Source organism: Bacillus sp. X1(2014) (genome assembly GCF_007678255.1).
The window spans coordinates 285,095-311,574 of record NZ_VEED01000001.1 but is presented as its reverse complement, the minus strand read 5'-3'; the positions used below and the strand labels follow the sequence as shown (position 1 = coordinate 311,574).

Genomic DNA, 26,480 nt, shown 5'->3' with positions numbered 1-26,480 from the left:
CCGATTGTGATCGGTTTTTTCATGAAAAAAACATAATAGAAGGGACAAGTTCATATGTATATTTATAGAAATGGAGGGTGATAACATGGATTCTCCAATCCAATTACTTGAAAATACGGATCAGGCAACAAAGCAAGCGCTTGAAAATGTTAGAAAAAGGAAAGAAAAGTTTGATCGGTTTAAAAAGCGGCATATCCTTTCAATCTGGGCAACGATTGTTTTGGCCGTAAGTTTTTTTGTCTATTTATATCTAACAGTTGCCAGCATTTATTCCTATTCCTTTGCAGCGATGTTCTCTGCCTTTGTCAATGATTCTAATAATTTAACCCTGTTAGTCTTTTGTGTAGGCATGTATGGAACGATGAACTTGTTGAAAGAGAAAAAAGACAAAGCAGAAAAAGAATACCATGAATTACGCTGTGAAATTGTAGACCGAAGTAAAGATTACTGGAAAAAAGAAGAAGAATGGAAAAACCGCCATATTGTCTTTGAAATGATGAAAACGAAATATGACATTAACCTATATCACGAAAAGAAATAAGAAGCAGACAACAGCTGCTTCTTATTTGGTATTAAAAGATTGTTTTTTTGCCTCGTTCATCCTTTAATATTTCGACGGCTTCACGGAAGCGTTGTGAATGGATAATTTCTCGTTCACGTAAAAAGCGAAGGCTATCATTGATATCAGGATCATCACTTAAATTAATCAACCACTGGTAAGTAGCGCGGGCCTTTTCTTCTGCTGCAATATCTTCATATAAATCTGCAATTGGGTCACCCTTTGCAGTTATATAAGTAGCTGTAAATGGAACACCTGCGGCATTATGGTAGTATAATGCGCTATCATGGTCGGCATAATGTGCATCCAATCCAGCTGCTTTCATTTGATCAGGAGTGGCATCTTTCGTTAATTTATAAACCATCGTGGCAATCATTTCAAGGTGGGCAAACTCTTCTGTGCCGATGTCTGTCAAAAGCCCGATTACTTTATCTGGAATCGTATATCTTTGGTTTAAATATCGTAGTGCTGCCGCGAGTTCTCCGTCAGCACCGCCATACTGTTCAATTAGATATTTTGCTAACGTCGGGTTACACGTACTGACTCGAACAGGATATTGTAGTTTCTTTTCATATATCCACATTTAACTCACCCTCCTCTAAAATAATCTAGATAATTATCCAGCTCCAGCGCCCAGCGTCTAGTGTACTTCGCCCTTTTCCCTACGATAAGTCAAGCACGAATGCGCTAACGCTCTTCGTGTTTCCTTTATCTCAGTCAAAGTGCTCCAGTCCATACGCCGCTAAACGGGCGCTTCCGCTTTTAAACTTGCCATGGCCAAGGGGTGTCATCCCAATTCCAAGGATAACTGGAGTAACTATTACCAAATTGCAATAATGGACCAAATTGGCTTTCAAATGCCTTTTTCAGATGTTTTCTTTCTTTTGCGTAATGATTAAATTGATTGATGGCTTCAAGATCATCATTATGTGTATCAAGGTAGAGGGTTAGTTCAACTAAAACAAAGTCAACAGCTTGAAGCTGTTCCATTAATTGATAGTATTCGGCGGGAACCTGTTTCATGTAGGCAGTCCCCCTTTTGCCTTCTCTAATGTGTTAAAGTAAGGATCATAAAAGTCTTTCCATAAAGTGCCGGCTCTCAGTGCCTCAAGTGGTGTAAATTGTTGCAGGTTTGGTGGTTGAAATCCCATATATAAATGTGGTGGGGTAGAGTAAGTTTTTTCGAGAATCGGTTTGCAAGGGTCAAATGGACTCGCATATGGATGAAAGGTTTTGAAGTGTGTATTCATTTTAGCCCTCCCTTTATTCAACATCAGTTAATAATATGAAATATCCCTTTTTCTATGACATAATCTTAAATGCAAAAGGGTTTTTTCCAAGCCTTATAGAAGTATACTAAATGAAGCACGATTATATTTCGAGGTGATGGGATTTGTTCGTAAAAAATATTATGATTCCAAAGCATGAATGTTTTACTTCCCAAGAAAATACTACACTAAAAGACGCTTTAGAAAGTTTGGAAAAATATCAGATTGATGGACTTCCGGTATTAAGTGGAGATAAATACGTAGGAGTGGCGACCAGATACAACATTTATGAGAGCTATTTTCAGTCTGATAAACAAAAGGATGAGTATTTAACCACAACATTTGTAAAAGATATTGCTACACATCATGATAAGATTCTAGAAGGTGGAGAATTATTTGAGAAAACACTTCTTGATTTAAAGGATTTTCCTTTATTAGCAGTTGTTGATACCAACAAAACCTTTCTGGGTGTAGTTACGCGCTCTGATGTAATTAGTTCTTTCGAAAGTGCATTTGGGGTAAATCGTCCTGGTGTGCGGATTGCCTTTACATCAGTCGAAACAGAAGGACGAATTGCACGTTTGTCTGAAATAGCACATCAATTCCACGAGCATATTATTTCTCTGGTAACCTTTGATGAAACAGATAAACTTGTCCGAAGAATTGTTATGAAGATAGAGAAGAAAGACAATATCGATAAATTCACCAAGAGGCTGGAAGACCATGGCTTCAGAATATTAAGCATCCAAGAAGATGATTAACTAGCAGTAGGTAAGATTTTTAAATCCTTCTCATACATTGTATGGGAGGGGTTTTTTATGTTCATAAAAGTAGTTAAGTATTTTGTGATTTTTTTATGTGGATATATACTAATCAAATGGATTTCAATTCCATATCCTTTTGTTTTAGCTGATTTCTTTATAAGCCTTGTCGTAAATCCCTTAAAATTTTTTGCAGCAACATTGGTTTTTTTTATCGGATTTCTCTTAACTGGAAGAGTCCTATCAGAACTTATCGCAGGAACAAAAATTGCTTGGCAAAAACGAAAAGTAATTGGTGTTGACCTTCTCATAGAGTATCTCTATCTTCTAATTGTTTTTTGTCTTCTCTTTTATTTAGGTTTGGTACAAACGATTGTCTTTTTTAGTTTAAGTCTTTTTTATGGTATGATTTCCATTGAACGTTAGTTAAGAAATGGGGAAAAGAGAAATGGTTATTACATTAGTTTTCTTGTTCATCATTGGTGGATGCCTGCTTTTATACATGCTACGAGAAGCTTTTTTAAATAATATCATTGAACATGAATTTAGCTTTCCTGACTTTCCTAAATCACTTGGCAATGTTTCTATTTTTTTTATTTCGGATATACATAGGCGAACGATTTCTGATAAAGTGGTAAATCCTGCAATTGGGAAAGCGGATATTGTTGTAATCGGTGGTGACTTAACTGAGAAAGGAGTCTCATTTGAAAAAGTAAAGGCAAATTTAATGAAATTAAAACAAATTGGTCCAGTTTATTTTGTTTGGGGGAACAATGATTATGAAGTGGATTATCATAAATTGGATGCCATTCTCCTAGAGTTGGGTATTAAAGTTTTAGCTAATACAGCTGTTACCTTTGAATCTTCAGAAGGAGAAAAACTTTGTTTACTCGGTGTGGATGATTTAAGCCAAGAACGTGATCGCCTTGATTTGGCCTTATTAGATGCGGAAGAAAGTGGTTTTAAGATATTAGCCAGTCATTATCCTAATATTACAAATAAGATACTTCCAGAGCATAAAATACGCTTAGTGTTAAGCGGGCATACACACGGTGGTCAAATCCATATTTTGGGATATAGTCCTCATGAGCGGGGGAAGATAAAAAAGCTGGATAATACGGTCCTTCTAATCAGTAATGGATATGGTACCACTGCCATTCCGCTTCGGTTAGGTGCACCGGCTGAATGTCACCTGATTACCCTGAATGGCAAATCTGAAAAGGAAGGATAAATATAGACAATTCACCAACAGAACCCTGAGGCATACACTGAAAACAAGAGTTATGTCACGGCAGGGGGCAAAATCATGCGCTTAGAACGCTTAACAGCCAATAAAATAAAGATTTTTCTAACCTCTGATGATTTATTTGACAGAGGACTCTCCAAAGAAGATATTTGGAAGGACTCCATTAAATGGAATCAGCTTTTCCATGATATGCTGGAAGAGGCAAGTGAGGAATTTGATGTTGATATTCAAGGTTCTGTTGCGGTAGAGGTGTTCTCCCTCCAGGCTCAAGGGATGATATTGATTATTACCGTTGATGAAGTAATAGAAGATGAAGAAATTTTGTATGATGGTTTTATTGAGATGCAAGTTAGGGTTGAAGGATATGAGGACCTGTTATATGAATTTGATGAATTTGAAGATATTATTGGTCTAGCCAAAAGACTGTCTACTGTCAATATTTTCGGCGGGAGTCTCTATGCTTGGAACAACCGCTACTATTTATTAATGGATAATCTAGAATCGGAAAAAAATATAAAAGCAGCCTGTGTTTTATCCGAATTTGGAAATGCATCTATACTTAGTCCATATGTCCTGGCTGAATACGGTAAACGAATAATCGAACAAAAAGCGGTGGAAACCATTCTTCATTTTTTTAAGTAAAATTACTTGTTTTTAGATAGGCAATGTTAAAGCTTATTGTTGATTTTTGGCACCCTGTTGATTGGAGCGGAAGGGGCGAAGACTCCTGCGGGAGGAGGCTCCCCGGACCGCCCGCGAACCGCTCACGCCTGAAGCGGAGATCAGCAGGCATGTTTAACATAACTTATAGATAAAAAAGGGCGCCCACCGCCCTTAAAAGGGAAAAAGATATTGAACAATAATATTTAGCCATTACATTTGTAACCCTTTAAAAATGCTAATGGCAGCGTTTACATATTTGATCTTTTTTTATACTTTTCTTCTTGCATAAATGAATGAAAGGTGTATACTTGTGTCTGAAGATGACAACATTCGCAGCATTTTTTTAGGGAGGATTACAAATGGTAGCCGAAAAAGAAAATGAAAAGACTAATCAAGAGGAAAAGCATGATGTGTTGAAATCGACACAAACAGTTATACATAAGGCCCTTGAAAAGTTAGGTTATCCTGAAGAGGTTTACGAGCTCTTAAAAGAGCCATTACGTTTAATGACCGTTAAAATTCCAATTAGAATGGATGATGGTTCCATAAAAATTTTTACTGGTTACCGTGCACAACATAATGATGCAGTGGGACCAACAAAAGGCGGGATTCGTTTCCATCCGGGTGTGACAGAAACAGAAGTGAAAGCCCTTTCGATTTGGATGAGCTTGAAATGTGGAATCGTTGACCTGCCTTATGGTGGTGGTAAAGGCGGGATCGTTTGCGACCCTCGAGATATGTCCTTTAGAGAGCTTGAGAGATTAAGCCGAGGTTACGTTAGAGCAATTAGTCAAATTGTAGGACCAACTAAAGATATTCCAGCTCCAGACGTATTTACTAATTCGCAAATCATGGCATGGATGATGGATGAATATAGTCGGATAGATGAATTCAACTCACCAGGCTTTATTACAGGTAAACCGCTTGTTCTAGGCGGGTCTCATGGGCGTGAGTCTGCAACTGCAAAAGGTGTGACAATCTGTATCCAAGAGGCTGCCAAGAAGAAAGGTATCGAAATTGAGGGCGCACGAGTAGTGATCCAAGGTTTTGGTAATGCTGGAAGCTTTTTAGCTAAATTCATGCATGATGCAGGAGCAAAAGTAATTGGGATTTCCGATGCCTACGGTGCCCTGCATGATCCCGATGGCTTAGATATCGATTATTTATTAGATAGACGAGATAGCTTCGGAACAGTTACAAAGTTATTTAATAACACGATAACTAATAAGGAATTGCTGGAACTGGAATGCGATATTCTCGTACCTGCTGCGATAGAAAATCAAATTACTGAAGAGAATGCTCATAATATTCGTGCGAGCATCGTTGTTGAAGCTGCAAATGGTCCAACAACACTCGAAGCAACGGAGATTTTAACAGAGCGTGGAATTCTCCTTGTACCAGATGTTTTAGCTTCAGCGGGCGGTGTAACCGTTTCTTATTTTGAGTGGGTTCAAAATAACCAAGGTTACTATTGGTCGGAAGAAGAAGTGGAAGAAAAGCTTGAAAAAGTAATGGTAAAATCCTTTAATAATATTTACGATACTGCTCAGACCCGTAGAGTAGATATGCGTCTTTCTGCATATATGGTTGGGGTTAGAAAAATGGCAGAAGCGAGCCGCTTTAGAGGCTGGATTTAATAACGGCCTCGGGCTAAATATTATACTAAACCATTGAAACATAGTTTAAAAACTCCTATCATAGACGATAGGAGTTTTTTTCATCCATGTGATTGTATTAAGGAGTGTACCGATGATGCCAATAGAAGATATCATAATTGTTGGTGGTGGACCCTGTGGATTAGCAGCAGCCATCGCCCTTCAGGATAGAGGAAAAGAACCATTAATCCTTGAAAAGGGAAATGTGGTAAATTCCATTTATCATTATCCAACTCATCAAACATTTTTTAGCACGGCAGAAAAGTTAGAAATTGGGGAAGTCCCATTTATTACTGAGAGTTATAAACCCAAAAGAAATCAAGCCCTTGTCTATTATCGAGAAGTCGCTAAACGAAAACAGCTCCGTATTAATTCTTTCGAACAAGTAAATAAAGTTCTTAAAAAGGATGAGATATTTCAAATCTTTACTGATAAAAATACTTATAGTGCACGCCATGTAATTATTGCGACTGGTTATTATGATCATCCAAACTATATGAATATTCCGGGTGAAAATTTACCCAAGGTATTCCACTATTTTAAAGAAGCCCATCCGTATTTCGATAAGGATGTTTGTGTGATCGGCGGGAAAAATTCAAGTGTTGACGCGGCCCTTGAACTTGTTAAAGCAGGTGCGAGAGTGACCGTTTTATATCGTGGTGATAAATATTCACCAAGTATTAAGCCTTGGATTCTCCCTGAGTTTGAATCGCTAGTTCGAACAGGAACCATTTTAATGGAATTTAACGCCCACGTTAAAAAAATAACAGAGAATCAAGTTATTTATACTAAAGATGCTGAAGATAAAGTGATAAGCAATGATTTTGTATTTGCCATGACCGGATACCATCCAGACCATCAATTTTTAAAAAATATGGGTGTAAAAATAGATGAAGAATCAGGAAGGCCATTCTTTAGTCCGGATTCGATGGAGACAAATATAGAGGGAATATATATTGCAGGTGTAATTGCAGCTGGAAATAACGCAAATGAAATATTTATTGAAAATGGCAGATTCCACGGAGAGGCAATCTCTCGCTCAATTATAGAAAAAGATGCAAAAAGGGTGACTAAATAATGAAAAAGGTAGTTTTATTAACGACAGGTGGCACTATTGCAAGCAAGACAAATAAAGATTCAGGAAAATTAGCGTCAGGAGCAATAACGGGCGAAGAATTGGCAAGTATGTGTAATTTGCCAAAGGACATCGAAGTAGTTGTTGAATCTGTTTTTCAGAAAGCCAGTATTCATATTACCTTCGATGATCTATTACTATTGAAGGATAAAATAGAAAGCTATTTTAAGGATGACGATGTTTCAGGTGTTGTTGTCACACATGGAACAGATACGATGGAGGAAACTTCCTATTTTCTCGATTTAACAATTAATGATGCCAGGACTGTGGTCGTGACAGGTTCACAGCGCTCACCAGAGGATGTGGGAAGCGATGTATATATTAATTTACGACATGCAATTTATTGTGCTTGTTCTGAAGATTTAAGGAATGCCGGAACAGTGGTTGTTTTTAATGAACGAATATTTGCTGCACGTTATGTGAAAAAAGAACATGCATCTAATATTCAAGGCTTTAACTCATTTGGGTTTGGATATCTAGGCATTATAGATAATGATCAAGTTCATGTTTTCCAAAAACCAATTAAAAGAGAGTATTTTGAGATTAAAACTTCCATCCCTCAAGTTGAAATCATTAAATGCTATATTGGAGCGGATGGGAAATTTATCAAGGCAGCACGGGAGGCAGGAATTGCTGGAATTATTCTAGAGGGAGTGGGACGTGGTCAAGTTGCCCCTAAAATGATGACAGAAATCGAAAAAGCCATTGCTCAAGGAATGAAACTAGTTATAACCACAAGCGCAGAAGAAGGTTCAGTTTATACAACCTATGATTATGAAGGAAGTGCCTTTGACCTATTTAATAAAGGCGTAATTCTTGGAAGTGATAATGACTCTAAAAAAGCAAGAATTAAATTGGCAGTTGCACTTGCTAGTAATTTGAATGAAATTAGATTTTAAGTTTTAAACCAATCAAAAGATAATACCTATTAGCATTTGGAATGAATCTTTCATTTTCTTTATAGAGAAACCATGTTACGATTAAGAAAATGGATTTGAAAAGAGGTTCATCATGCTGGGAATATTATCAGCCGGACTTGCCCCCGGACTGGCATTACTAAGTTACTTTTATTTAAAAGATGAATATGAACCAGAGCCAATTTCTTTCGTTTTAAGGACGTTTATGTACGGAGCATTGCTTGTGTTTCCAATTATGTTTATCCAGCATGTCCTTGAAACAGAACATATAGTAAAAACTGAAATATTCAATGCATTCTTTAGCTCAGGCCTGTTTGAAGAGTTCTTTAAATGGTTTATCCTCTTTTATGTTGTTTATCAACATGTAGAGTTTGATGAACCCTTTGATGGAATTGTTTACGGAGTAGCTGTTTCACTTGGTTTTGCTACAATCGAAAATATCTTTTACTTAATAGCGAATGGAATCGAACATGCCATGACACGTGCATTGTTACCTGTTTCCAGTCATGCCCTATTTGGTGTAATTATGGGCTTTTACATTGGAAAGGCAAAATTTACAGAAGGAAGTAAAGCCAAGTGGGTCATTCTTTCCTTGTTTTTGCCATTTATTCTCCATGGAGCCTATGATTTTATTTTAATATCACAAGAAAATTGGCTTATGATTATTTTTCCATTTATGATATTTCTTTGGTGGTTTGGTCTAAGAAAAGTTAAGAAGGCAAAAATCTTAAGTGCCAATCATCTGAAAAAACAATATTCAGTACAAAAAACCCTTCAATCATAAAGAAGGGTTTTTTATTTATTTAATTGGAATAAAAAACCCATTAAAACAAAAAATAGGTTTACTGTTAAAAAGATTTACAATGGGGGTTAAAATTCCATGAAAAAGAAGAAAATCCTAATTAAGTTATTTATACTAATCCTTCTGATCGTGACATCATCGATTTCTGAAAGCAAGGAGGTGCGTGCTTTCTCTAATCAGGTAATTCAAAAGGGGGCGGTTGGAGATGATGTCATTGAGCTTCAATCAAGACTCCAGTATTTGGGTTTTTATAACGGTAAGATTGATGGGGTTTTTGGCTGGAGTACATATTGGGCGTTAAGAAATTTTCAATATGAATTTGGGTTGCCGGTTGATGGGCTTGCAGGGTGGCCAACAAAATTAAAACTCGCCAAAGCAAGTAAATACGATGAACAGTTTGTAAAAAAACATATTAATACTGGCAAAAAGTTTACACATTACGGTGGGGTAGATCAAAGTAAACAGGTTGCACCAAGTCCTGCGAAACAGGCGCCAGCTAACCAGGCACCAGCTAATCAAGCACCAGCTAACCAGGCACCAGCAAAGCAAGCTCCAAAACAAACGGTGCCACAAAAAAACACAGCACCCCAGAAAACAGCACCTAAAAAACCTACGGCAGCGAATACACCAAATGGATTTTCGCAAAATGATATTCAGTTAATGGCTAATGCCGTTTATGGAGAATCGCGGGGAGAGCCATATACAGGTCAAGTTGCTGTGGCAGCTGTTATTCTCAATCGTGTAAATAGTGCCACATTCCCAAATACAGTTTCAGGAGTGATTTTTGAGCCTGGTGCATTCACAGCCGTAGCCGATGGGCAAATATGGCTTACCCCAAATGAAAATGCAAAGAAGGCGGTTTTGGATGCGATTAATGGTTGGGACCCAACTGGAGAGGCACTTTATTATTTTAACCCGGATACCGCTACCAGCGGGTGGATCTGGGGACGACCACAAATCAAACGAATCGGGAAACATATTTTTTGCAAGTAGAGAGGTGAATTAAATTGATAAGAGGAATATTAATTGGAGTTCTCTCTGTCGGTGTTGCGGGAACAGCATACTGGGGCTATCAAGAACATCAGGAGAAAAATGCCGTTCTATTAAATGCGGAAAACACGTATCAACGGGCATTTCATGACCTTACCTACCAAGTAGATTTGTTACACGATAAAATTGGAACAACCCTTGCAATGAACTCAAGACAATCATTGTCTCCTTCCTTAATTGAAGTGTGGAGGCTTACCTCGGAGGCACATAGTGATGTTGGACAATTGCCGTTAACCTTGCTACCGTTTAACAAGACTGAGGAATTCTTATCTAAAATTGGGAACTTCAGTTACCGTACTGCTGTCAGAGATTTAGACAAGGAACCACTGTCAAAGGATGAATACAACACATTAAAGGTATTATATAAGCAATCTGGTGATATACAGAATGATCTCAGAAAAGTACAGCATATGGTTTTAAAAAATAATCTTCGGTGGATGGATGTTGAACTTGCTTTGGCATCTGGAAAAGAAACAACAGATAATACGATTATTGATGGCTTTAAAGCTGTAGAAAAGACAGTAAGCGGCTACACTGAATCAAATATGGGTCCTACTTTTGCAAACATGCAGCAAAAGGATGAAAATTTTAACAAAATTGAAGGAAAAACTATTTCTAAGCAAGAGGCTATCCAAACCGCTAAGAAATACATCAAGATTGACGGAAATTCAGAGGTAAAGGTAACAGGGAATGGGAAAGGTTCCGACTATGGTTTTTATAGTGTTTCTATTAAAGATAAGAAAACCGGTGAGGAAGGAAGTATGGATATTACGAAAAAAGCCGGCCATCCAATCTGGTTTATTAATCAACGTGATGTAAAAAAACAAGTTCTTAGTTTAAATGATGCAGATAATAAGGCGGCAGCTTTCTTAAAAGAAACGGGCTTTAAGGGTTTAGAAATCTTTGAAAGCACACAATATGACAATATTGGAGTATTCAATTTCGTTTCTTCCATAAACGGAGTTAGAATTTATCCTGAATCAATTAAAGTAAAGGTCGCACTGGATAACGGTGATATTATTGGTCTATCAGCAGAAGAATATTTAAAGTCTTTTCAGACAAGGAAAATAGAAAAACCAACTATTTCTGTGAAACAAGCACGAGCTAAGGTAAATCCAAACTTTAAGGTCATGGAAGATCGTCAGGCGATGATTATTAATGACCTTAACAAAGAAGTTCTTTGCTATGAATTTCTAGGAACAATCGATGATGATACGTATCGAATTTTTATTAATGCAAAAAGTGGTGTTGAGGAAAAAGTTGAAAAGTTAAAAAATGCTGAGGCAGTTTATGAAGACGTGTTATAAGGAAAAGCATTTGCTTTTCCTTATATTTTTTTCAAAAAACTCCAATAATAAGTATATAAATCAGTGGAGTGGATGTCATGAAAAAGGTAGAAAGAATCTTAATAAAAATTGTCATCGTCCAATTTATCTTTCTATTTCTAACCCAACTTTTTTTTCATCAGCTAAATATACTTCCCCAGGTAAAACAATTGACAAAATATGAAGGAGTAAATGAAAATACATATACTGAAATTCTTGAAACCTTTCAGGGGAAATGAGAAAGCAGGCCAGCCTGCTTTCTTTTGATTGTCCAATATTAACTAAAAAAATAGTTAAAAATTTCATATTTTATCATGGTAAAAAAAGAAGCATTCCAATATCTTGTGGTAAAATAAATAATAGACAACATCTAAGAAACTCATGATGACAAATAGGAGGATTTATGGACAAGAAAATATCAATTGCAATAGACGGCCCTGCTGCAGCCGGTAAAAGTACGGTTGCAAAAATAGTGGCAGAAAAACTTTCCTATATTTATATCGATACGGGTGCAATGTACCGAGCTTTAACATATAAGGCAATCGTAAATCAACTGAATTTAGAAGATGAAGATGCATTATTGGAAACATTATTATCGACAGACATTAGATTACAGCCATCTGATAAAGGTCAGTTAGTATACGTAGATGAGCGAAATGTTACAAATGAAATTCGTTTTGCTGAGGTTACCAATTCCACTTCGTATGTCGCTAAACACCAAAAGGTCCGTGAAGAAATGGTCAGAAGACAGCAAGCATTTGCCACGGAAGGCGGCGTTGTGATGGATGGGAGGGACATCGGTACCCATGTCTTGCCTAATGCCGAGGTAAAGGTATTTTTACTTGCTAGTGTGGAGGAAAGAGCAGAAAGGCGCCATACGGAAAATATCCAAAAAGGCTTCCCGTCTGACTTAGAAAAATTAAAAGAAGAAATTGCTCGAAGAGATAAAATCGATTCAGAGAGAGAAGTGGCACCATTGAAAAAAGCGGATGATGCTGTGGAAATCGATACAACCTCTCTATCAATTCAAGATGTTGTAGAAAAAATAATGGTGTTGGTGCACGAAAGGATTGGATAGGCGTGACGTTTTATGACTTTGCTAAATCAGTGGTTACTGGAATATTTAAACCACTTTACAGAGTTGAAGCTATCGGTTTAGAGCATTTCCCCAAAGAAGGTGGTGTCCTTCTTTGTGCGAATCACATTCATAATTTTGATCCCATTATAGTCGGTATAATGGCCCCACGTCCTGTTCATTACATGGCAAAAGAAGAGATTTTTTCAGTACCTGTTTTGGGAAATATCGTTAGAAAATGTAATGCCTTTCCAGTGAAAAGGGGATTCAGTGATCGAGAAGCACTTAGAACGGGCTTAAAAATCCTAAAAGATGGTCATGTTTTCGGTCTCTTTCCAGAGGGCACAAGAAGTAAGACCGGCGAACTAGGTAAGGGACTTGCTGGAGCAGGCTTTTTTGCGTTAAGGTCTTCAGCAGCAGTTGTCCCATGCGCGATCATCGGTCCTTACCAAAGTTTCCGAAAATTAAAGGTTGTCTATGGAGAACCTATTGATTTGGAGGAAATGAGAAAAGAGAAGGCGTCAGCAGAACAAGTTACTGAATTAATTATGTCCAAAATTGATAAACTTAGAAAAGAACATCAATAGCTTCTGCTTGACAAAATAGTCTATTTGTAAGAAGTTAATGGAAAGAGTTTTTTTTTGAAAATTCACTGCTTTTTTATTATTTTTTATATGTGTTGTATGCTGCGTGGCATCCACCAGATCATATATAGAATTTTGAAGTAAATGGATTAAGGAGGAATACATATGTCGGAAGAATTAAATCAAGTAGAAGTGAGAAGCTTTGAAATCGGGGATAAAGTAACTGGACAAGTTACCAAAGTAGAAGAAAAGCAGGTGCTAGTTGATATCCAAGGCAGCAAATTAGATGGAATCATCCCAATCAGTGAACTTTCAAGTCTGCATATTGAAAAGGCGTCTGATGCAGTTGCTGAAGGTGATGAATTAGAATTAGAAGTGTTGAAGGTTGAGGAAGAAGCAATCATCCTTTCAAAAAGAAAAGTTGATGCAGAAAAGGCTTGGGATCACTTGGAAAATCAATTCCAAAGCGGAGAAATTATTGAAACTGAAGTAAAAGACGTTGTAAAAGGCGGTCTGGTAGTTGATCTAGGAGTTCGTGGATTTGTACCTGCATCTTTAGTTGAAGCTCATTTTGTTGAAGATTTTAGTGATTATAAAGGTCGTAGCCTAACTTTTAAAATTGTTGAACTTGAAAAGGAAAAGAATCGTTTAATCCTTTCTCATCGAGCAGTGGTAGAGCAAGAAAAAGGTAAGCAAAAACAAAGTCGACTAAGTGCTGTACAAGTAGGTCAAATTATTGATGGGACAGTTCAAAGAATCACTGATTTTGGCGCTTTTGTTGATATTGGCGGCATTGATGGTCTAGTTCATATTTCTCAATTATCCTATGACCATGTTGATAAACCATCAGATGTTGTTCATGAAGGTCAACAAGTTCAAGTTAAGGTTTTAAGTGTTGACCGTGATAGTGAGAGAATTTCCCTATCGATTAAGGAAACACTCCCTGGACCATGGTCAAATCTTTCCGAAAAAGCGCCTAAAGGCAGTATTTTAAAAGGTAAAGTAAAAAGATTGGTCTCTTATGGTGCATTTGTTGAGGTATTCCCTGGTGTGGAAGGCCTTGTCCATATCTCTCAAATCGCATATAAGCATATTGGTACTCCACATGAAGTATTAAAAGAAGGACAAGAAGTAGACGTCAAAGTCCTTGATGCAAATGAGTCTGATCAACGTCTATCATTAAGCATTAAAGAACTACTTGAAAAAGAGTATGAGGAAAACCAAGACTATGAACTTCCTGAAGAGTCAAAAGGCTTTCAGCTAGGAGAAGTTATTGGTGATAAATTAAAGAATTTAGGAAAATAATGGTGATATAAGTGTCTAGATCTGAACGAAAATGGGACCATATTCGTTTTGCCCTTGAAAATCGGCAAAATCATTCTTCAGCTTTCGATGATATTAAATTTATTCACCAGGGACTGCCCAATATCGGTGTATTCGATGTTGGATTAGACCATGAGATTGGCGGACTTTATTTAAGTTCGCCTATTTTTATCAATGCCATGACTGGTGGTGGCGGTGATAAAACATATCGTATCAATAAAGAACTAGCCATCGTCGCAAAAAATACCGGTTTAACGATGGCCGTTGGGTCACAAATGGCTGCATTAAAGGATACCTCCCAAAAATACACATATGAAGTTGTCCGTAAAGAGAATCCTTCTGGAGTTATTATTGCAAATTTAGGAAGCGAAGCATCTGTAGAAGATGCAAAAGCCGCGATCGATATGATAGAAGCTGACGCTCTGCAAATACATTTAAACGTTATTCAAGAACTAACTATGCCCGAAGGAGATCGCGATTTTTCTGGTGCACTTAAAAGGATTGAAACAATTGTAAAAGAGACAAATGTGCCTGTAATTGTAAAGGAAGTTGGTTTCGGAATGGGGTTGGAGACAGTCAAAGAGCTATCATCCGTAGGTGTAAAAGTGGTTGATGTAGGCGGCTCTGGCGGGACAAATTTTGCTGAAATTGAAAATAAACGCAGAGATAAAGCATTGTCTTTTTTTAATCATTGGGGGATCCCCACTGGTGTTTCTATTCTTGAGGCATCATCTGTTTCGGAGCATCTTTCAGTTATTGGTTCAGGAGGATTTAAGTCAGGACATGATATAGCAAAAGGATTAGCACTTGGGGCGAATGCAATCGGCATGGCAGGCTATTTCTTACCAATCCTTATTAAAGAAGGGGTAGAGGTTTTGCAACAAGAAATTGAAGCCCTTCATTATGAATTGACGATGATCATGACTGCATTGGGAGCTAAAACGATTTCAGATTTAAGGAAGGCACCTATAATTATCTCAGGAGAAACCTATCATTGGTTACATCAACGTGGCGTCGATACCAAACCATTTTCCCAGCGTTCCATAAAATAAAAGCTCCCGCTCGCGGGAGCTTTTATTTTTATTTTTTTCCGTCGTTTAGCCCTCTTGCCTCTTCAGGGCCGGATAACTTAGTTGCACCTGGATAGTGCAACGCCTGGTCACGATCTGATTCTACTCTTCCACTCGCCCGTAACTTTTTTTCTTGTCGGTCTTTTCCCATTCAAACACACCTCCTCTTAATAAGATGATTCACACAGGAAATATTATTCAAGGAAGTATGAAAGTACATAAAGATTACCAATAATGAAAATAATAGGAGGTGTATGAATTGGAAGGGGCAATCTTTTATTGGGTCTTTTGGGGTTTTTGGATTTACTTGACCTTTATTCTGGAAAAGCAAAACCCATATCGATTAAAACTGGCTGCAATCGTATTAATAGTACTAATATTATCTAATGTCCGGTTTACTGCAGGAGATTTTCAAATACAGGCAAGCGGGTTATTTATGTTAGCGATATGTTATTTTTTTATAAGCCAAGAAAAACGAGGAGCACTTATATATTTTTTCATTTGTTCAATTACCGTATCAATTGCCTACGTGACCTTTCATTTATTTGAGATATTTGATCCGATTTGGATTATTTTTAAAAAGGAATGGATGATGGGAATAACATTGTGGTATTTAGCCTTATTATTGCAGAAAACTTTAAAAGGGCGAATACTCATTATTTTTGCTGGTGCCATGCAAGGGGACATTTTATATGCCTTTATATTAAATAAATTCGAATTTCCGTATGAAATAGGGACCTTTGCATACCTAGATGTTTGCTCATTAACAGTACTCCTGCTTACAGGTTGGACCGCGTTAGAGAATATAGGACCTATTCTCCAAAATCATTTCCGCTTTTTGGAAAAAGGGAAGCAAAAATCATCTTGAAAGAGATCCAATATAATTAATGACAGGTTAACAGTAACTCACTTTTCGGTTTTTTCCATTGCGGGAAAGGATTAACATTGTTAAAATAACATAGTTAGGCCCTTCTAGATCACAGAAGGGTTTCTTTACTTCATAAGGACTAAAGGGAATAACCCCGCATTATCGGGAAGAAAGCCCCCCACTGATGTAATTTCACTCTATGCTAACATACTAATAGTATTTAATTATAAGAAAGAAAGGATGGCGATTGTAATTGGTTAAACCTGTTATTGCCATTGTAGGACGGCCCAACGTAGGAAAATCAACAATTTTTAATCGGATTGTCGGCGAAAGAATATCTATTGTGGAGGACATTCCTGGAGTTACAAGAGATCGTATCTATAGTTCTGGGGAGTGGTTAACACATGACTTCAACCTTATCGATACAGGTGGAATTGATATTGGTGATGAACCGTTTTTGGAACAAATTCGACAGCAGGCTGAAATAGCCATTGATGAAGCAGATGTAATCATCTTCTTAACAAACGGCCGTGAAGGGGTTACAGCAGCTGATGAGGAAGTAGCTAAAATTTTATACAGGTCTAAAAAGCCCGTTGTATTAGCTGTTAATAAAATAGATAACCCTGAAATGCGCGATCAAATCTATGATTTTTATTCATTGGGATTTGGCGAACCGATTCCCATTTCAGGCTCACATGGACTTGGTTTAGGGGACCTTTTAGATGAGGCCGCAAAACATTTCCCCAAAAACAAAACGGTTGAATATGGAGAAGATGTAGTGAAGTTTTCCTTAATTGGACGCCCCAATGTAGGGAAATCATCATTAGTCAATGCTATATTAGGCGAGGAACGTGTAATCGTCAGTAATATTGCCGGTACCACTCGTGATGCTGTCGATTCTCCATATACATATAATGGGGGAAAATATGTCATCATTGATACAGCGGGAATTAGGAAAAAAGGAAAAGTCTATGAAAGTACAGAAAAATATAGTGTACTTCGTGCTTTAAGGGCAATTGAACGATCTGACGTTGTTCTTGTTGTAATTAATGCCGAAGAAGGAATCATTGAGCAGGACAAAAAGATTGCTGGGTATGCACATGAAGCAGGCAGGGCTGTCGTTATCGTGGTCAATAAGTGGGATGCGATTGAAAAAGATGAAAAAACGATGAAAGAACTTGAACAGAAGATAAGGGAACATTTCTTATTTCTTAGTTATGCTCCAATTGTGTTTTTATCTGCAAAAACAAAAAAACGGGTTCACACGTTGCTCCCAATGATCAATACCGCTAGTGAAAACCATTCAATGAGAGTTGAAACCAGCGTGCTCAATGATGTGATCATGGATGCTGTTGCGATGAATCCGACACCAACAGACAATGGCAGACGCTTAAAAATATATTACACTACACAAGTGGCAGTTAAACCGCCGACCTTCGTTGTGTTTGTAAATGAACCTGAATTATTGCACTTTTCATATGAACGCTTCTTAGAGAACAGAATCAGAGAGGCATTTGGATTTGAAGGAACCCCTATTAAAATTTATGCGAGAGAAAGAAAATAAAGATAAGGTGGGTGTGATGTAAAGTGAAGGATACGAAAACAGCAATAGCCGTTATTGGAGCTGGAAGCTGGGGAACCGCTTTGGCAATAGTGCTGGCAGACAATCGTCATGAAGTTCGTCTTTGGAGCCATAATGAGGAGCAAATCAAAGAAATTAATGAAAAGCACACCAACAAGAAATACCTTCCAGAGATTGACCTTTCAGAGTTGATTGTTGGATACTCATCATTAAGAGATGCTTTAGCAGACGTGGATACACTTATATTAGCCGTCCCGACAAAGGCAATACGTGAAGTAATCGGTAAAATTCGTACCGTACATGCAGAACCATTGACAATTGCGCATGTTAGCAAAGGGATTGAACCTGATTCATTACTGCGCATCTCTGAAATTATTAAAGAGGAAATGCCAAAAGATTTATTAAAGGATGTTGTTGTTTTATCCGGTCCAAGTCACGCAGAAGAAGTTAGCCTTCGCCACCCAACAACGGTAACTGTAACTTCTGAGAATATGGAAGCAGCGGAAAAAATACAGGATTTATTTATCAACAATAATTTTCGCGTTTATACTAATTCAGATGTCATTGGTGTTGAAATTGGTGGTGCCTTAAAAAATATTATTGCACTTGCTGCGGGTATTACTGATGGGTTGGGCTATGGCGATAATGCTAAAGCGGCATTAATGACTCGAGGGTTAGCTGAAATAGCTCGACTTGGTACGAAAATGGGTGCTAATCCATTAACGTTTTCTGGACTAGCAGGCATTGGTGACTTAATTGTTACATGTACAAGCGTCCACTCAAGGAACTGGAGAGCAGGAAACCTATTGGGTAAAGGGAAAACCCTTAATGAGGTTTTGGACAACATGGGGATGGTAGTGGAAGGTGTTCGAACCACCAAGGCAGCTTATCAGTTAGCCCAAAAGTATGATGTGAACATGCCGATTACCTTTGCCCTATATGATGTACTATTTAATGAGAAGAGCGCAGCGGATGCTGTAGATGTTCTAATGGCCCGCGGCAAGACGCATGAAATGGAAGATTTGGTTAATGTCTTAGAGGAACGAAATATTGAAGATTAAAAAATGTAACATAATGGAGAAATAGGGGCCTTATGTTTTAGGTTGTTTTAAAGCTTATTGTTTATTATGGCACCCTGTTGATTGGAGCGGAAGGCACGAAGACTCCTGCGGGAGGACGAGGAGGCTCGCCGCATCGCCCCGCGGAAAGCGAAGTGCCTGGAGCGGAAATCAACAGGCAAGTTTAACAGAGCCATGTTTTAAAAAGTTTTTCTTAAATAAATGGGCGTTCGGTGAAACGCTTTGTGTCTAGATTGCATACAATGCAACGAAGCAACCTAGTAGTTATACGCAGGTATGGGTTATTTAGTCGTTAAAGCTGAAGTAAAGAATTCGCCCCTCTTTACTTCAGTTTTTTTTATTTCGTTCAAAATTTTTCTAGAAAAGTTATTGCTTGTGATATAATTAATCTTCGAAAAAGGGGGAGTTAAGTTTGTCGCCAGCTATGTTTAAAATGTGGGTCTCGATTGCAGGTATGGGTTTTATGTTCCTGGCAATTATCACAATTTATCTAAGTAGATATAAGCTAAAAGGAGTATTCAGAATTGTTACTGCAATTATTGCTTACTTACTAATGATTATTGCCGGAATAACGCTTCTAATTGTTTTTCTAACATAATTGAGGTAAATACATAATAAAAGGTGATTGTATGAAATGGAATGTAATTGGTTGTTTTCTAGTATTTACTGCTCTTTTCCTAACTGGATGCATGTATCCTGAAGAGGAATTAGCAAAAAATCAAATCCCATATAAAGATCAAATTTTAGCTGTTCAAACAGCAGTAGATACCTTTAAGGAGGATAATGGAGGGATTCTTCCGATAAAAACAAAAGAAGCAGAAACCCCGATTTATCAAAAGTATCCTATTGATTTTAAAAAAATAACTCCAAAATATCTCGCTGAGCCTCCTGGTAACGCATATGAAAGTGGAGGGATTTTCCAATATGTCCTTGTGGATGTTGAAACCCAGCCAACTGTAAAGTTATTTGATTTAAGAATGACAGAAGCGATCCGTGATATTAAATTACGGATCAAAACAAAAGGGTATCCTCCCTATAAAGAACAAATTGCCAAGAATGTTTTTACTCTTGATTATAAACAATTAGGGTATAAAAAAGCCCCTTTTGTTGTAAGTCCATTTTCAAATCAAAATTTATCTTTTGTCATTACAGGCAGTGCTGAAGTGTATGTAGATTATCGCCCAGACTTATATCAAGCCATGGAAAAAAAGGATACGAAGGTAAAACCAGGTGAAGATATTCGCCCAATTTTAGTGAAGGATTCCTTGTTTGTGCCTGCATATTCCTTACCATATACCTGGGATTCTAAGACGAAAGAACCAGTATTTTTAGAAGAATAAATAGTCATAACCCTTTTCCGATGAAATATATTGTAGGAGAAGGGTTTTTTTTGGCTATTCCCAAAAGAAAACATATATTGAAACCCTCCATAATAACAAATGTTCAGACACTACAGATACAAGAGAACCTATGAATTTTTAATAAGGGGGTAAAAAAATTTTAGAAAAGTGTCATAACATAGTAGGACAACATCATAAACATATATTGTCCAAAAATACCTAAAATGGATGTTTAATCCCACTTTACTCAATGATCGGGAGGGGATCACTTGGAAAAGGTTGATATTTTTAAAGATATTGCCGAGAGAACAGGCGGTGATATTTATTTAGGCGTAGTAGGTGCAGTACGGACTGGAAAATCAACATTTATTAAAAAATTTATGGAGCTTGTTGTTTTACCGAATATAAACAGTGAAGCTGAGAGATCACGTGCACTCGATGAGTTACCTCAAAGTGCTGCAGGAAAAACAATTATGACAACGGAGCCGAAATTCGTACCAAATCAAGCAGCAACAGTTCATGTTGATGATGGATTAAATGTCAATATCAGGCTGGTTGATTGTGTAGGCTACACGGTTCCAGGTGCGAAAGGCTATGAGGATGAAAATGGTCCAAGAATGATTACCACCCCTTGGTATGAGGAACCAATTCCGTTTCATGAAGCTGCTGAAATTGGCACAAGGAAAGTGATTCAAGAGCATTCAACCATTGGGGTCGTTGTAACAACTGATGGGACCATTGGTGAGATTCCAAGGAGTAATTATATTGAAGCTGAAGAAAGAGTTATTAACGAACTGAAAGAAGTTGGCAAACCGTTCATCATGGTCGTTAATAGTGCCCAGCCATACCATCCTAGCACTGAAACTCTAAGATCGAGTTTAGCAGATAAGTATGATATCCCAGTAATTGCAATGAGTGTTGAAAGTATGCGTGACAGCGATGTTCTTAATGTACTGCGTGAAGCACTTTACGAGTTCCCAGTCCTCGAAGTCAATGTGAACCTGCCAAGTTGGGTAATGGTCCTTCGAGAAAACCACTGGCTACGTGAAAGCTATCAAGATGCAGTCAAAGATACTGTAAAAGATATCAAGAGATTAAGAGATGTTGACCGGGTTGTACAACACTTTAGCGAGTTTGAATTCATTGAAAGAGCTGGTTTAGCTGGAATTGAAATGGGCTCGGGTGTCGCTGAAATCGATTTATATGCACCAGATGAATTGTATGATGATATATTAAAAGAAATCGTTGGAGTAGAAATTCGCGGGAAAGATCATCTTCTTGAATTAATGCAGGATTTTGCTCATGCAAAAGCAGAGTATGACCACATTGCAGATGCATTAAAAATGGTTAAACAAACGGGTTACGGTATTGCCTCACCAACCCTTTCAGATATGAGTCTTGAAGAACCAGAAATTATTCGTCAAGGTGCACGATTTGGTGTAAGGCTGCGAGCTGTAGCACCATCCATCCATATGATAAAAGTGGATGTGGAATCGGAATTTGCGCCAATCATTGGTACTGAAAAACAAAGTGAAGAACTAGTGAGATACTTAATGCAGGATTTTGAAGATGATCCGTTATCCATCTGGAATTCAGATATCTTTGGCCGCAGCTTAAGTTCCATTGTTCGAGAAGGTATCCAGGCAAAGCTTTCCTTGATGCCAGAAAATGCAAGATATAAATTAAAAGAAACATTAGAGAGAATTATTAACGAAGGTTCAGGTGGCTTAATTGCCATTATACTTTAAGCTATGGACTCCAATTCGGAGTCTTTTTTTCTTTGAGAAAAGTGGCAGGAGCAGGGGACAACTTCCCATTATTTCAAAATATCTACCAAAAAGGGTCAAATAAAGTAGAATTTTGTTGAAACAAAGAAAAGATTACCATAAATTCATGAATTCTTCTTGATAAGCTGTTTTGATTATGATAATCTTTTAACTGAATTACATTATAGCGTTTGAACCCTTATTTCATAAGGGTTTTTCCTAAAAAAATAGATTCTAGTTACCAATTTCATTATTTATGTTAATTTTGGTAATAAAACCGCGCTATGACGTATAGAAATTAGAAAAATTGTTTAGAAATGTAGATAAGTAATCTTATTTACGAATCTTGATAATTTCTTTGGGAGGAGGTGAATGGCATGAACAAGACAGAACTTATTAATGCAGTTGCTGAAGCTAGCGAACTTTCTAAAAAGGACGCAACTAAAGCAGTTGATGCTGTTTTTGATGCGATTTTAGATGCTTTAAAAAATGGTGATAAAGTACAATTAATCGGTTTTGGAAACTTTGAAGTACGTGAGCGTGCAGCTCGTAAAGGTCGTAACCCTCAAACAGGTGAGGAAATCGATATCGCTGCTAGCAAAGTTCCAGCTTTTAAACCAGGGAAAGCGCTTAAGGACGCAGTAAAATAATTACATAAATTTATTGCTATAAGCGAATGCTTAAGCAAAAAGGTCATGGTTATGTCCATGGCCTTTTTTCTATTTTTTTGCTTGAACTTTAATGATTGTGCTAATATGTATTTGTCATATATACTTGACTGAACATTAGGAGGAATTTTTATATGTCACAAGTAAATCGTGCCCAAATTGAAGATGCGGTACGTTTAATATTAGAAGCAATTGGGGAAGACCCAAATCGTGAAGGACTTCTTGATACACCAAAACGAGTGGCAAAAATGTATGAAGAAGTTTTTAGCGGGTTAAATGAGGATCCAAAGAAGCATTTTGAAACAATCTTTAGTGAAGACCACGAAGAGTTGGTATTGGTTAAAGATATACCGTTTTATTCCATGTGTGAACATCATCTTGTACCTTTCTTTGGAAAAGCGCATGTAGCTTACATTCCCAAAAATGGTCGTGTGACCGGATTAAGTAAACTAGCAAGGGCAGTAGAAGCGGTAGCAAAGAGACCTCAACTTCAAGAACGGATTACTTCCACGATTGCGGACAGTATGATGGAAAAATTAGAGCCGCATGGGGTAATGGTAGTCGTTGAAGCAGAACATATGTGTATGACCATGCGAGGAGTTAAAAAGCCTGGTTCTAAAACAGTAACCACAGCTGTCCGAGGTATTCTATCAGATGATGCGGTTGCACGGTCTGAAGTGCTCTCGTTAATTAAGTATTAGTCCTATTTCTAAGAAGATTTGAGGTGTATAAATGGAGAAGCGAGAAAACCAAAACAGTGAGTATGTTGTAATTAAGGCAATCGACGATGGGGTTAATGTTATCGGCTTAACTAGAGGCTCTGATACCAAATTTCATCATTCAGAGAAGCTTGATAAAGGAGAAGTCCTAATTGCTCAATTTACAGAGCATACTTCGGCTATAAAAATCAGGGGAAATGCTAAAATACTTACACACCTTGGTGAAATAGAAAGTGAAATAAAAAAATAATCCTAATCACACTGTTTTCATCTTATTTCATATTAACCAAAATGATTATTTTGTGAATTTCTGCCTTAATAATACCTTTTATGTTATAATGGTGTCTGCCTTGTTTTTAGAGAATGATTAGGTATTTTTCATTATTAAAGGCTAAACGGCATGAATTTTACTATGCAAATAGGAAATAAGAATACATAAAGACATTACTAGGGGAAGCAAGGGTGATTTAATTGCTGGACATTCGACAAAAATTTACAAATATTCGAGAGCAGGTCGAACAAAGAGTTTGTGATACATACCTGCTCAAATATATTGAGATTCCGATTATAGATGAAGATAAACTTCTTATTTTAGTCTCAATTATGGAACGCCTCGAATTGTCATTCAGCGATATGCAAAACTACGCATTATCAACAATGTTAATACAAATCGCCCTTGATACCCATGAACGTATATCAAATGCATCTGTTGACGAAAAAAATCGTCAATTAACTGTTCTTGCGGGGGATTATTTCAGTGGCCTATATTATAAGCTTCTTGCGGAATCAGAAGATATTTTGATGATTAAGGCACTTTCTAAAGGAATTAAGGATGTAAACGAAAATAAAATTTCTGTTTATCACCATGAATTGGTTTCTGTAGAGGAGTTAATGACAAGTATTAAGCGGATAGAAAGTTCCTTACTTGCTCGGCTCTCTGATTATTTTAAAGTAGACCTCTGGAACGAATTTCTTGAAAGTTTGCTGCTGTTTAAACGCTTATTGAATGAAAAAAGTCAATTTATTAAGGCAGAAAGATCCGTCTTATTCGAGGCCTTGACATCAATTGTTTTCCCAATCCAAAACTTTAAATTAAAAGAATTATCTAGTGATCAGAAAAGTCATTTGTTGCAATATTGTGACCAGTACCTTGAAAATTCAAAAAAAGTAATAGAAAAAGGATTAGAGCAACTTCCTTACTTAAATGAACTGCTTGAAAATAGAATTAATTCGCTCTTAAACCAATACCAGCCATATGCAAAAACTTTTGTGGAAGAAGGGTAATAAAAACATGCAGGAATCGAAAGAACAGCGGGTACACAATGTGTTTGAAAAGATTTCCGATAACTATGATAAAATGAATTCTGTTATCAGTTTTCAACAACACATCAAGTGGCGGAAAGACACGATGAAAAGAATGGATGTAAAACCTGGTTCACGAGCCCTCGATGTTTGCTGCGGCACCGCTGATTGGACCATAGCATTAGCTGAGGCAGTGGGGCAGGCAGGGGACGTTACAGGTTTGGATTTCAGCCAAAACATGCTTAATGTGGGGATTGAAAAGGTTAAAGAACTGGGATTAAAACAGGTGAAATTAGTACATGGTAATGCTATGGAACTCCCTTTTCCAGATAATAGTTTTGATTATGTAACGATTGGTTTTGGCTTAAGGAATGTCCCTGACTATTTGCAAGTATTAAAAGAAATGCACCGTGTTGTAAAACCTGGCGGTATTGCTGTCTGCTTAGAGACCTCACAACCTACTTTAATCGGATATAAACAGCTCTATTATTTTTACTTTCGTTATATTATGCCGATGTTTGGTAAATTGCTGGCAAAAAGTTATCGTGAATATGCATGGCTGCATGAGTCAGCACGTGAATTTCCAGGGATGAAGGAACTTGCTAAAATGTTTGAACAAGCAGGCTTCGCAGATGTAAAATATAAATCATATAGCGGCGGTGCAGCAGCTGTTCATATTGGCAGGAAAAATTAATTTATTGTACATGAAGACAGGATGAAAAGCTGGGTGAATACAAATGAAATTAAAAATGATGTATTCATTTTTGAATTCGGATATTAACTTGATCGAAAAAAAGTTAGAAGAGACCATCCATGCGGAGTCCCTTCTGCTAAAACAAGCATCTATGCATACATTACAAGCCGGAGGAAAAAGAATTCGTCCTGTTTTTGTTTTGCTTGCTGGTAAATTTGGAAATTATGATATACATGTAATGAAAAATGTTGCTGTTGCACTTGAATTAATTCATATGGCTTCACTTGTCCATGATGATGTGATTGACGATGCGGATCTTCGTCGAGGGCAGCCAACCGTGAAATCTAAATGGGATAACAAAATTGCTATGTATACAGGTGACTTTGTTTTTGCTCTGGCGATAGAATTAATGACGAACATTAGAAACCCAATTGCTCATAAAATTTTATCTAATACCATTGTTGAAGTTTCACTTGGGGAAATTCAGCAAATAAAAGATAAATATCGTTTTAATCAAAATCTCCGAGATTATCTTCGTAGGATTAAGAGAAAGACTGCTCTATTAATTGCTGTAAGTTGTCAATTAGGAGCAATTGCAGCAGATGTAGAGGAATCCGTTCATAAAAAACTATATCGTTTCGGTTACTACGTCGGTATGTCTTATCAAATTATCGATGATATTTTAGATTTTACGTCTACTGAGAAGGAACTAGGAAAGCCGGCTGGTGGAGACCTGCTGCAAGGAAATATTACTGCACCTGCTCTTTATGCAATGGAAAAGGCTGAAATACGTGCAGAAATTGAAAAGGTAAATGAATCCATGGCTCCCTCAGAGATTAAGAAGATTATCACCATTATTAAAAACTCAGATGCAATTGAAAAATCAATTGCACTTAGTGATCTTTACCTTAAAAAAGCTTTGGCAGAATTAGAAGGGTTACCTGCGAATAGAACCAAAAAAACCCTTCATGACTTAGCAAAATTCATTGGAAAACGAAAATTCTAAATTTCCTTGTTAAATTTTCGAAA

Annotated in this window: 32 protein-coding genes; 28 read left to right on the top strand and 4 right to left on the bottom strand. The window is 37.2% G+C overall.

Going from position 1 to position 26,480, the window contains the following annotated elements:
* Positions 1-85 precede the first annotated feature (85 nt).
* Positions 86-541, top strand: a complete 456-nt coding sequence (locus FS608_RS01630) for a YpbF family protein (protein WP_144547521.1) — start codon at positions 86-88, stop codon at positions 539-541.
* 31 nt (positions 542-572) lie between these two features.
* Here the strand turns inward: FS608_RS01630 and cotJC are convergent, their stop codons facing one another.
* The 3 genes from cotJC to FS608_RS01615 form a co-directional block, all read right to left on the bottom strand.
* Complete coding sequence (cotJC, locus tag FS608_RS01625; protein ID WP_144547519.1) at positions 573-1,142, bottom strand: spore coat protein CotJC; 570 nt, start codon at positions 1,140-1,142, stop codon at positions 573-575.
* 179 nt (positions 1,143-1,321) lie between these two features.
* Entirely contained in the window at positions 1,322-1,582 is a 261-nt protein-coding gene (locus tag FS608_RS01620; RefSeq protein ID WP_144547518.1) for a spore coat protein CotJB, read from the bottom strand.
* Entirely contained in the window at positions 1,579-1,809 is a 231-nt protein-coding gene (locus FS608_RS01615; protein WP_144547516.1) for a spore coat associated protein CotJA, read from the bottom strand. The genes FS608_RS01620 and FS608_RS01615 overlap by 4 nt, the downstream gene beginning before the upstream one ends.
* A gap of 143 nt (positions 1,810-1,952) precedes the next feature.
* Between FS608_RS01615 and FS608_RS01610 the strand changes: the two genes are divergently transcribed.
* From FS608_RS01610 to fni, 15 genes are all read left to right on the top strand, one after another.
* On the top strand, positions 1,953-2,588 hold the full coding sequence (locus FS608_RS01610) for a CBS domain-containing protein (RefSeq protein ID WP_144547514.1): 636 nt from the start codon (positions 1,953-1,955) through the stop codon (positions 2,586-2,588).
* 57 nt (positions 2,589-2,645) lie between these two features.
* On the top strand, positions 2,646-3,014 hold the full coding sequence (locus FS608_RS01605) for a hypothetical protein (protein ID WP_144547512.1): 369 nt from the start codon (positions 2,646-2,648) through the stop codon (positions 3,012-3,014).
* 22 nt (positions 3,015-3,036) lie between these two features.
* A complete protein-coding gene (locus FS608_RS01600) occupies positions 3,037-3,819 on the top strand; it encodes a metallophosphoesterase (RefSeq protein WP_144547510.1) in 783 nt (260 codons plus the stop codon).
* Positions 3,820-3,894: 75 nt separating this feature from the next.
* Complete coding sequence (locus tag FS608_RS01595) at positions 3,895-4,476, top strand: genetic competence negative regulator (RefSeq protein ID WP_144547508.1); 582 nt, start codon at positions 3,895-3,897, stop codon at positions 4,474-4,476.
* A 380-nt stretch (positions 4,477-4,856) separates the two neighbouring features.
* The gene (locus FS608_RS01590) at positions 4,857-6,134 is read left to right on the top strand and encodes a Glu/Leu/Phe/Val family dehydrogenase (protein WP_144547506.1); all 1,278 of its coding nucleotides are present in this window, start codon (positions 4,857-4,859) and stop codon (positions 6,132-6,134) included.
* A gap of 115 nt (positions 6,135-6,249) precedes the next feature.
* Positions 6,250-7,230 (top strand): YpdA family putative bacillithiol disulfide reductase, encoded by a 981-nt coding sequence (locus tag FS608_RS01585; protein ID WP_144547504.1) that lies wholly within the window; start codon positions 6,250-6,252, stop codon positions 7,228-7,230.
* Positions 7,230-8,186, top strand: coding sequence for an asparaginase (locus tag FS608_RS01580; protein ID WP_144547502.1), 957 nt, complete (start codon positions 7,230-7,232; stop codon positions 8,184-8,186). Before FS608_RS01585 ends, FS608_RS01580 begins: the two co-directional genes overlap by 1 nt.
* Before the next feature lie 112 nt (positions 8,187-8,298).
* Positions 8,299-8,988, top strand: a complete 690-nt coding sequence (gene prsW / locus FS608_RS01575; RefSeq protein WP_144547500.1) for a glutamic-type intramembrane protease PrsW — start codon at positions 8,299-8,301, stop codon at positions 8,986-8,988.
* Between the two features lie 96 nt (positions 8,989-9,084).
* Positions 9,085-9,999, top strand: a complete 915-nt coding sequence (gene sleB / locus FS608_RS01570) for a spore cortex-lytic enzyme (RefSeq protein ID WP_144547498.1) — start codon at positions 9,085-9,087, stop codon at positions 9,997-9,999.
* 14 nt (positions 10,000-10,013) lie between these two features.
* A complete protein-coding gene (gene ypeB / locus FS608_RS01565; protein ID WP_144547495.1) occupies positions 10,014-11,363 on the top strand; it encodes a germination protein YpeB in 1,350 nt (449 codons plus the stop codon).
* A gap of 77 nt (positions 11,364-11,440) precedes the next feature.
* Positions 11,441-11,620: a YpfB family protein gene (locus tag FS608_RS01560; RefSeq protein WP_144547493.1), complete on the top strand. Its 180-nt coding sequence runs from the start codon at positions 11,441-11,443 to the stop codon at positions 11,618-11,620.
* Positions 11,621-11,784: 164 nt separating this feature from the next.
* On the top strand, positions 11,785-12,459 hold the full coding sequence (cmk, locus tag FS608_RS01555; RefSeq protein ID WP_144547490.1) for a (d)CMP kinase: 675 nt from the start codon (positions 11,785-11,787) through the stop codon (positions 12,457-12,459).
* A 2-nt stretch (positions 12,460-12,461) separates the two neighbouring features.
* Positions 12,462-13,043, top strand: coding sequence for a lysophospholipid acyltransferase family protein (locus FS608_RS01550; protein WP_144547488.1), 582 nt, complete (start codon positions 12,462-12,464; stop codon positions 13,041-13,043).
* Positions 13,044-13,205: 162 nt separating this feature from the next.
* Positions 13,206-14,345: a 30S ribosomal protein S1 gene (gene rpsA, locus FS608_RS01545; protein WP_144547486.1), complete on the top strand. Its 1,140-nt coding sequence runs from the start codon at positions 13,206-13,208 to the stop codon at positions 14,343-14,345.
* 11 nt (positions 14,346-14,356) lie between these two features.
* On the top strand, positions 14,357-15,415 hold the full coding sequence (gene fni / locus FS608_RS01540; protein WP_144547484.1) for a type 2 isopentenyl-diphosphate Delta-isomerase: 1,059 nt from the start codon (positions 14,357-14,359) through the stop codon (positions 15,413-15,415).
* A gap of 28 nt (positions 15,416-15,443) precedes the next feature.
* Here the strand turns inward: fni and FS608_RS01535 are convergent, their stop codons facing one another.
* Positions 15,444-15,584 carry a YpzI family protein gene (locus tag FS608_RS01535; protein ID WP_098574813.1) on the bottom strand — a complete coding sequence of 47 codons (141 nt, stop codon included), beginning with the start codon at positions 15,582-15,584 and terminating at the stop codon, positions 15,444-15,446.
* A 108-nt stretch (positions 15,585-15,692) separates the two neighbouring features.
* Between FS608_RS01535 and FS608_RS01530 the strand changes: the two genes are divergently transcribed.
* The 12 genes from FS608_RS01530 to hepT all read left to right on the top strand — a co-directional run bounded on the left by FS608_RS01530 (position 15,693) and on the right by hepT (position 26,457).
* The gene (locus FS608_RS01530; protein WP_144547482.1) at positions 15,693-16,301 is read left to right on the top strand and encodes a YphA family membrane protein; all 609 of its coding nucleotides are present in this window, start codon (positions 15,693-15,695) and stop codon (positions 16,299-16,301) included.
* 253 nt (positions 16,302-16,554) lie between these two features.
* The gene (gene der / locus FS608_RS01525) at positions 16,555-17,865 is read left to right on the top strand and encodes a ribosome biogenesis GTPase Der (protein ID WP_098574811.1); all 1,311 of its coding nucleotides are present in this window, start codon (positions 16,555-16,557) and stop codon (positions 17,863-17,865) included.
* Between the two features lie 23 nt (positions 17,866-17,888).
* Positions 17,889-18,944, top strand: a complete 1,056-nt coding sequence (locus FS608_RS01520) for an NAD(P)H-dependent glycerol-3-phosphate dehydrogenase (RefSeq protein WP_144547480.1) — start codon at positions 17,889-17,891, stop codon at positions 18,942-18,944.
* 430 nt (positions 18,945-19,374) lie between these two features.
* The gene (locus tag FS608_RS01515; RefSeq protein ID WP_026563935.1) at positions 19,375-19,560 is read left to right on the top strand and encodes a DUF2768 domain-containing protein; all 186 of its coding nucleotides are present in this window, start codon (positions 19,375-19,377) and stop codon (positions 19,558-19,560) included.
* A 31-nt stretch (positions 19,561-19,591) separates the two neighbouring features.
* Complete coding sequence (locus tag FS608_RS01510) at positions 19,592-20,302, top strand: hypothetical protein (protein WP_144547478.1); 711 nt, start codon at positions 19,592-19,594, stop codon at positions 20,300-20,302.
* Between the two features lie 269 nt (positions 20,303-20,571).
* A complete protein-coding gene (spoIVA, locus tag FS608_RS01505) occupies positions 20,572-22,050 on the top strand; it encodes a stage IV sporulation protein A (protein ID WP_144547476.1) in 1,479 nt (492 codons plus the stop codon).
* Between the two features lie 395 nt (positions 22,051-22,445).
* A complete protein-coding gene (locus tag FS608_RS01500; RefSeq protein WP_026563932.1) occupies positions 22,446-22,718 on the top strand; it encodes an HU family DNA-binding protein in 273 nt (90 codons plus the stop codon).
* Positions 22,719-22,870: 152 nt separating this feature from the next.
* The gene (folE, locus tag FS608_RS01495; protein WP_026563931.1) at positions 22,871-23,437 is read left to right on the top strand and encodes a GTP cyclohydrolase I FolE; all 567 of its coding nucleotides are present in this window, start codon (positions 22,871-22,873) and stop codon (positions 23,435-23,437) included.
* 31 nt (positions 23,438-23,468) lie between these two features.
* Positions 23,469-23,705 (top strand): trp RNA-binding attenuation protein MtrB, encoded by a 237-nt coding sequence (mtrB, locus tag FS608_RS01490; RefSeq protein WP_144547474.1) that lies wholly within the window; start codon positions 23,469-23,471, stop codon positions 23,703-23,705.
* Positions 23,706-23,926: 221 nt separating this feature from the next.
* Positions 23,927-24,739: a heptaprenyl diphosphate synthase component 1 gene (locus tag FS608_RS01485; protein ID WP_144547472.1), complete on the top strand. Its 813-nt coding sequence runs from the start codon at positions 23,927-23,929 to the stop codon at positions 24,737-24,739.
* Between the two features lie 7 nt (positions 24,740-24,746).
* On the top strand, positions 24,747-25,451 hold the full coding sequence (locus FS608_RS01480; protein ID WP_144547470.1) for a demethylmenaquinone methyltransferase: 705 nt from the start codon (positions 24,747-24,749) through the stop codon (positions 25,449-25,451).
* A 43-nt stretch (positions 25,452-25,494) separates the two neighbouring features.
* On the top strand, positions 25,495-26,457 hold the full coding sequence (gene hepT, locus FS608_RS01475) for a heptaprenyl diphosphate synthase component II (protein ID WP_144547468.1): 963 nt from the start codon (positions 25,495-25,497) through the stop codon (positions 26,455-26,457).
* Positions 26,458-26,480 lie beyond the last annotated feature (23 nt).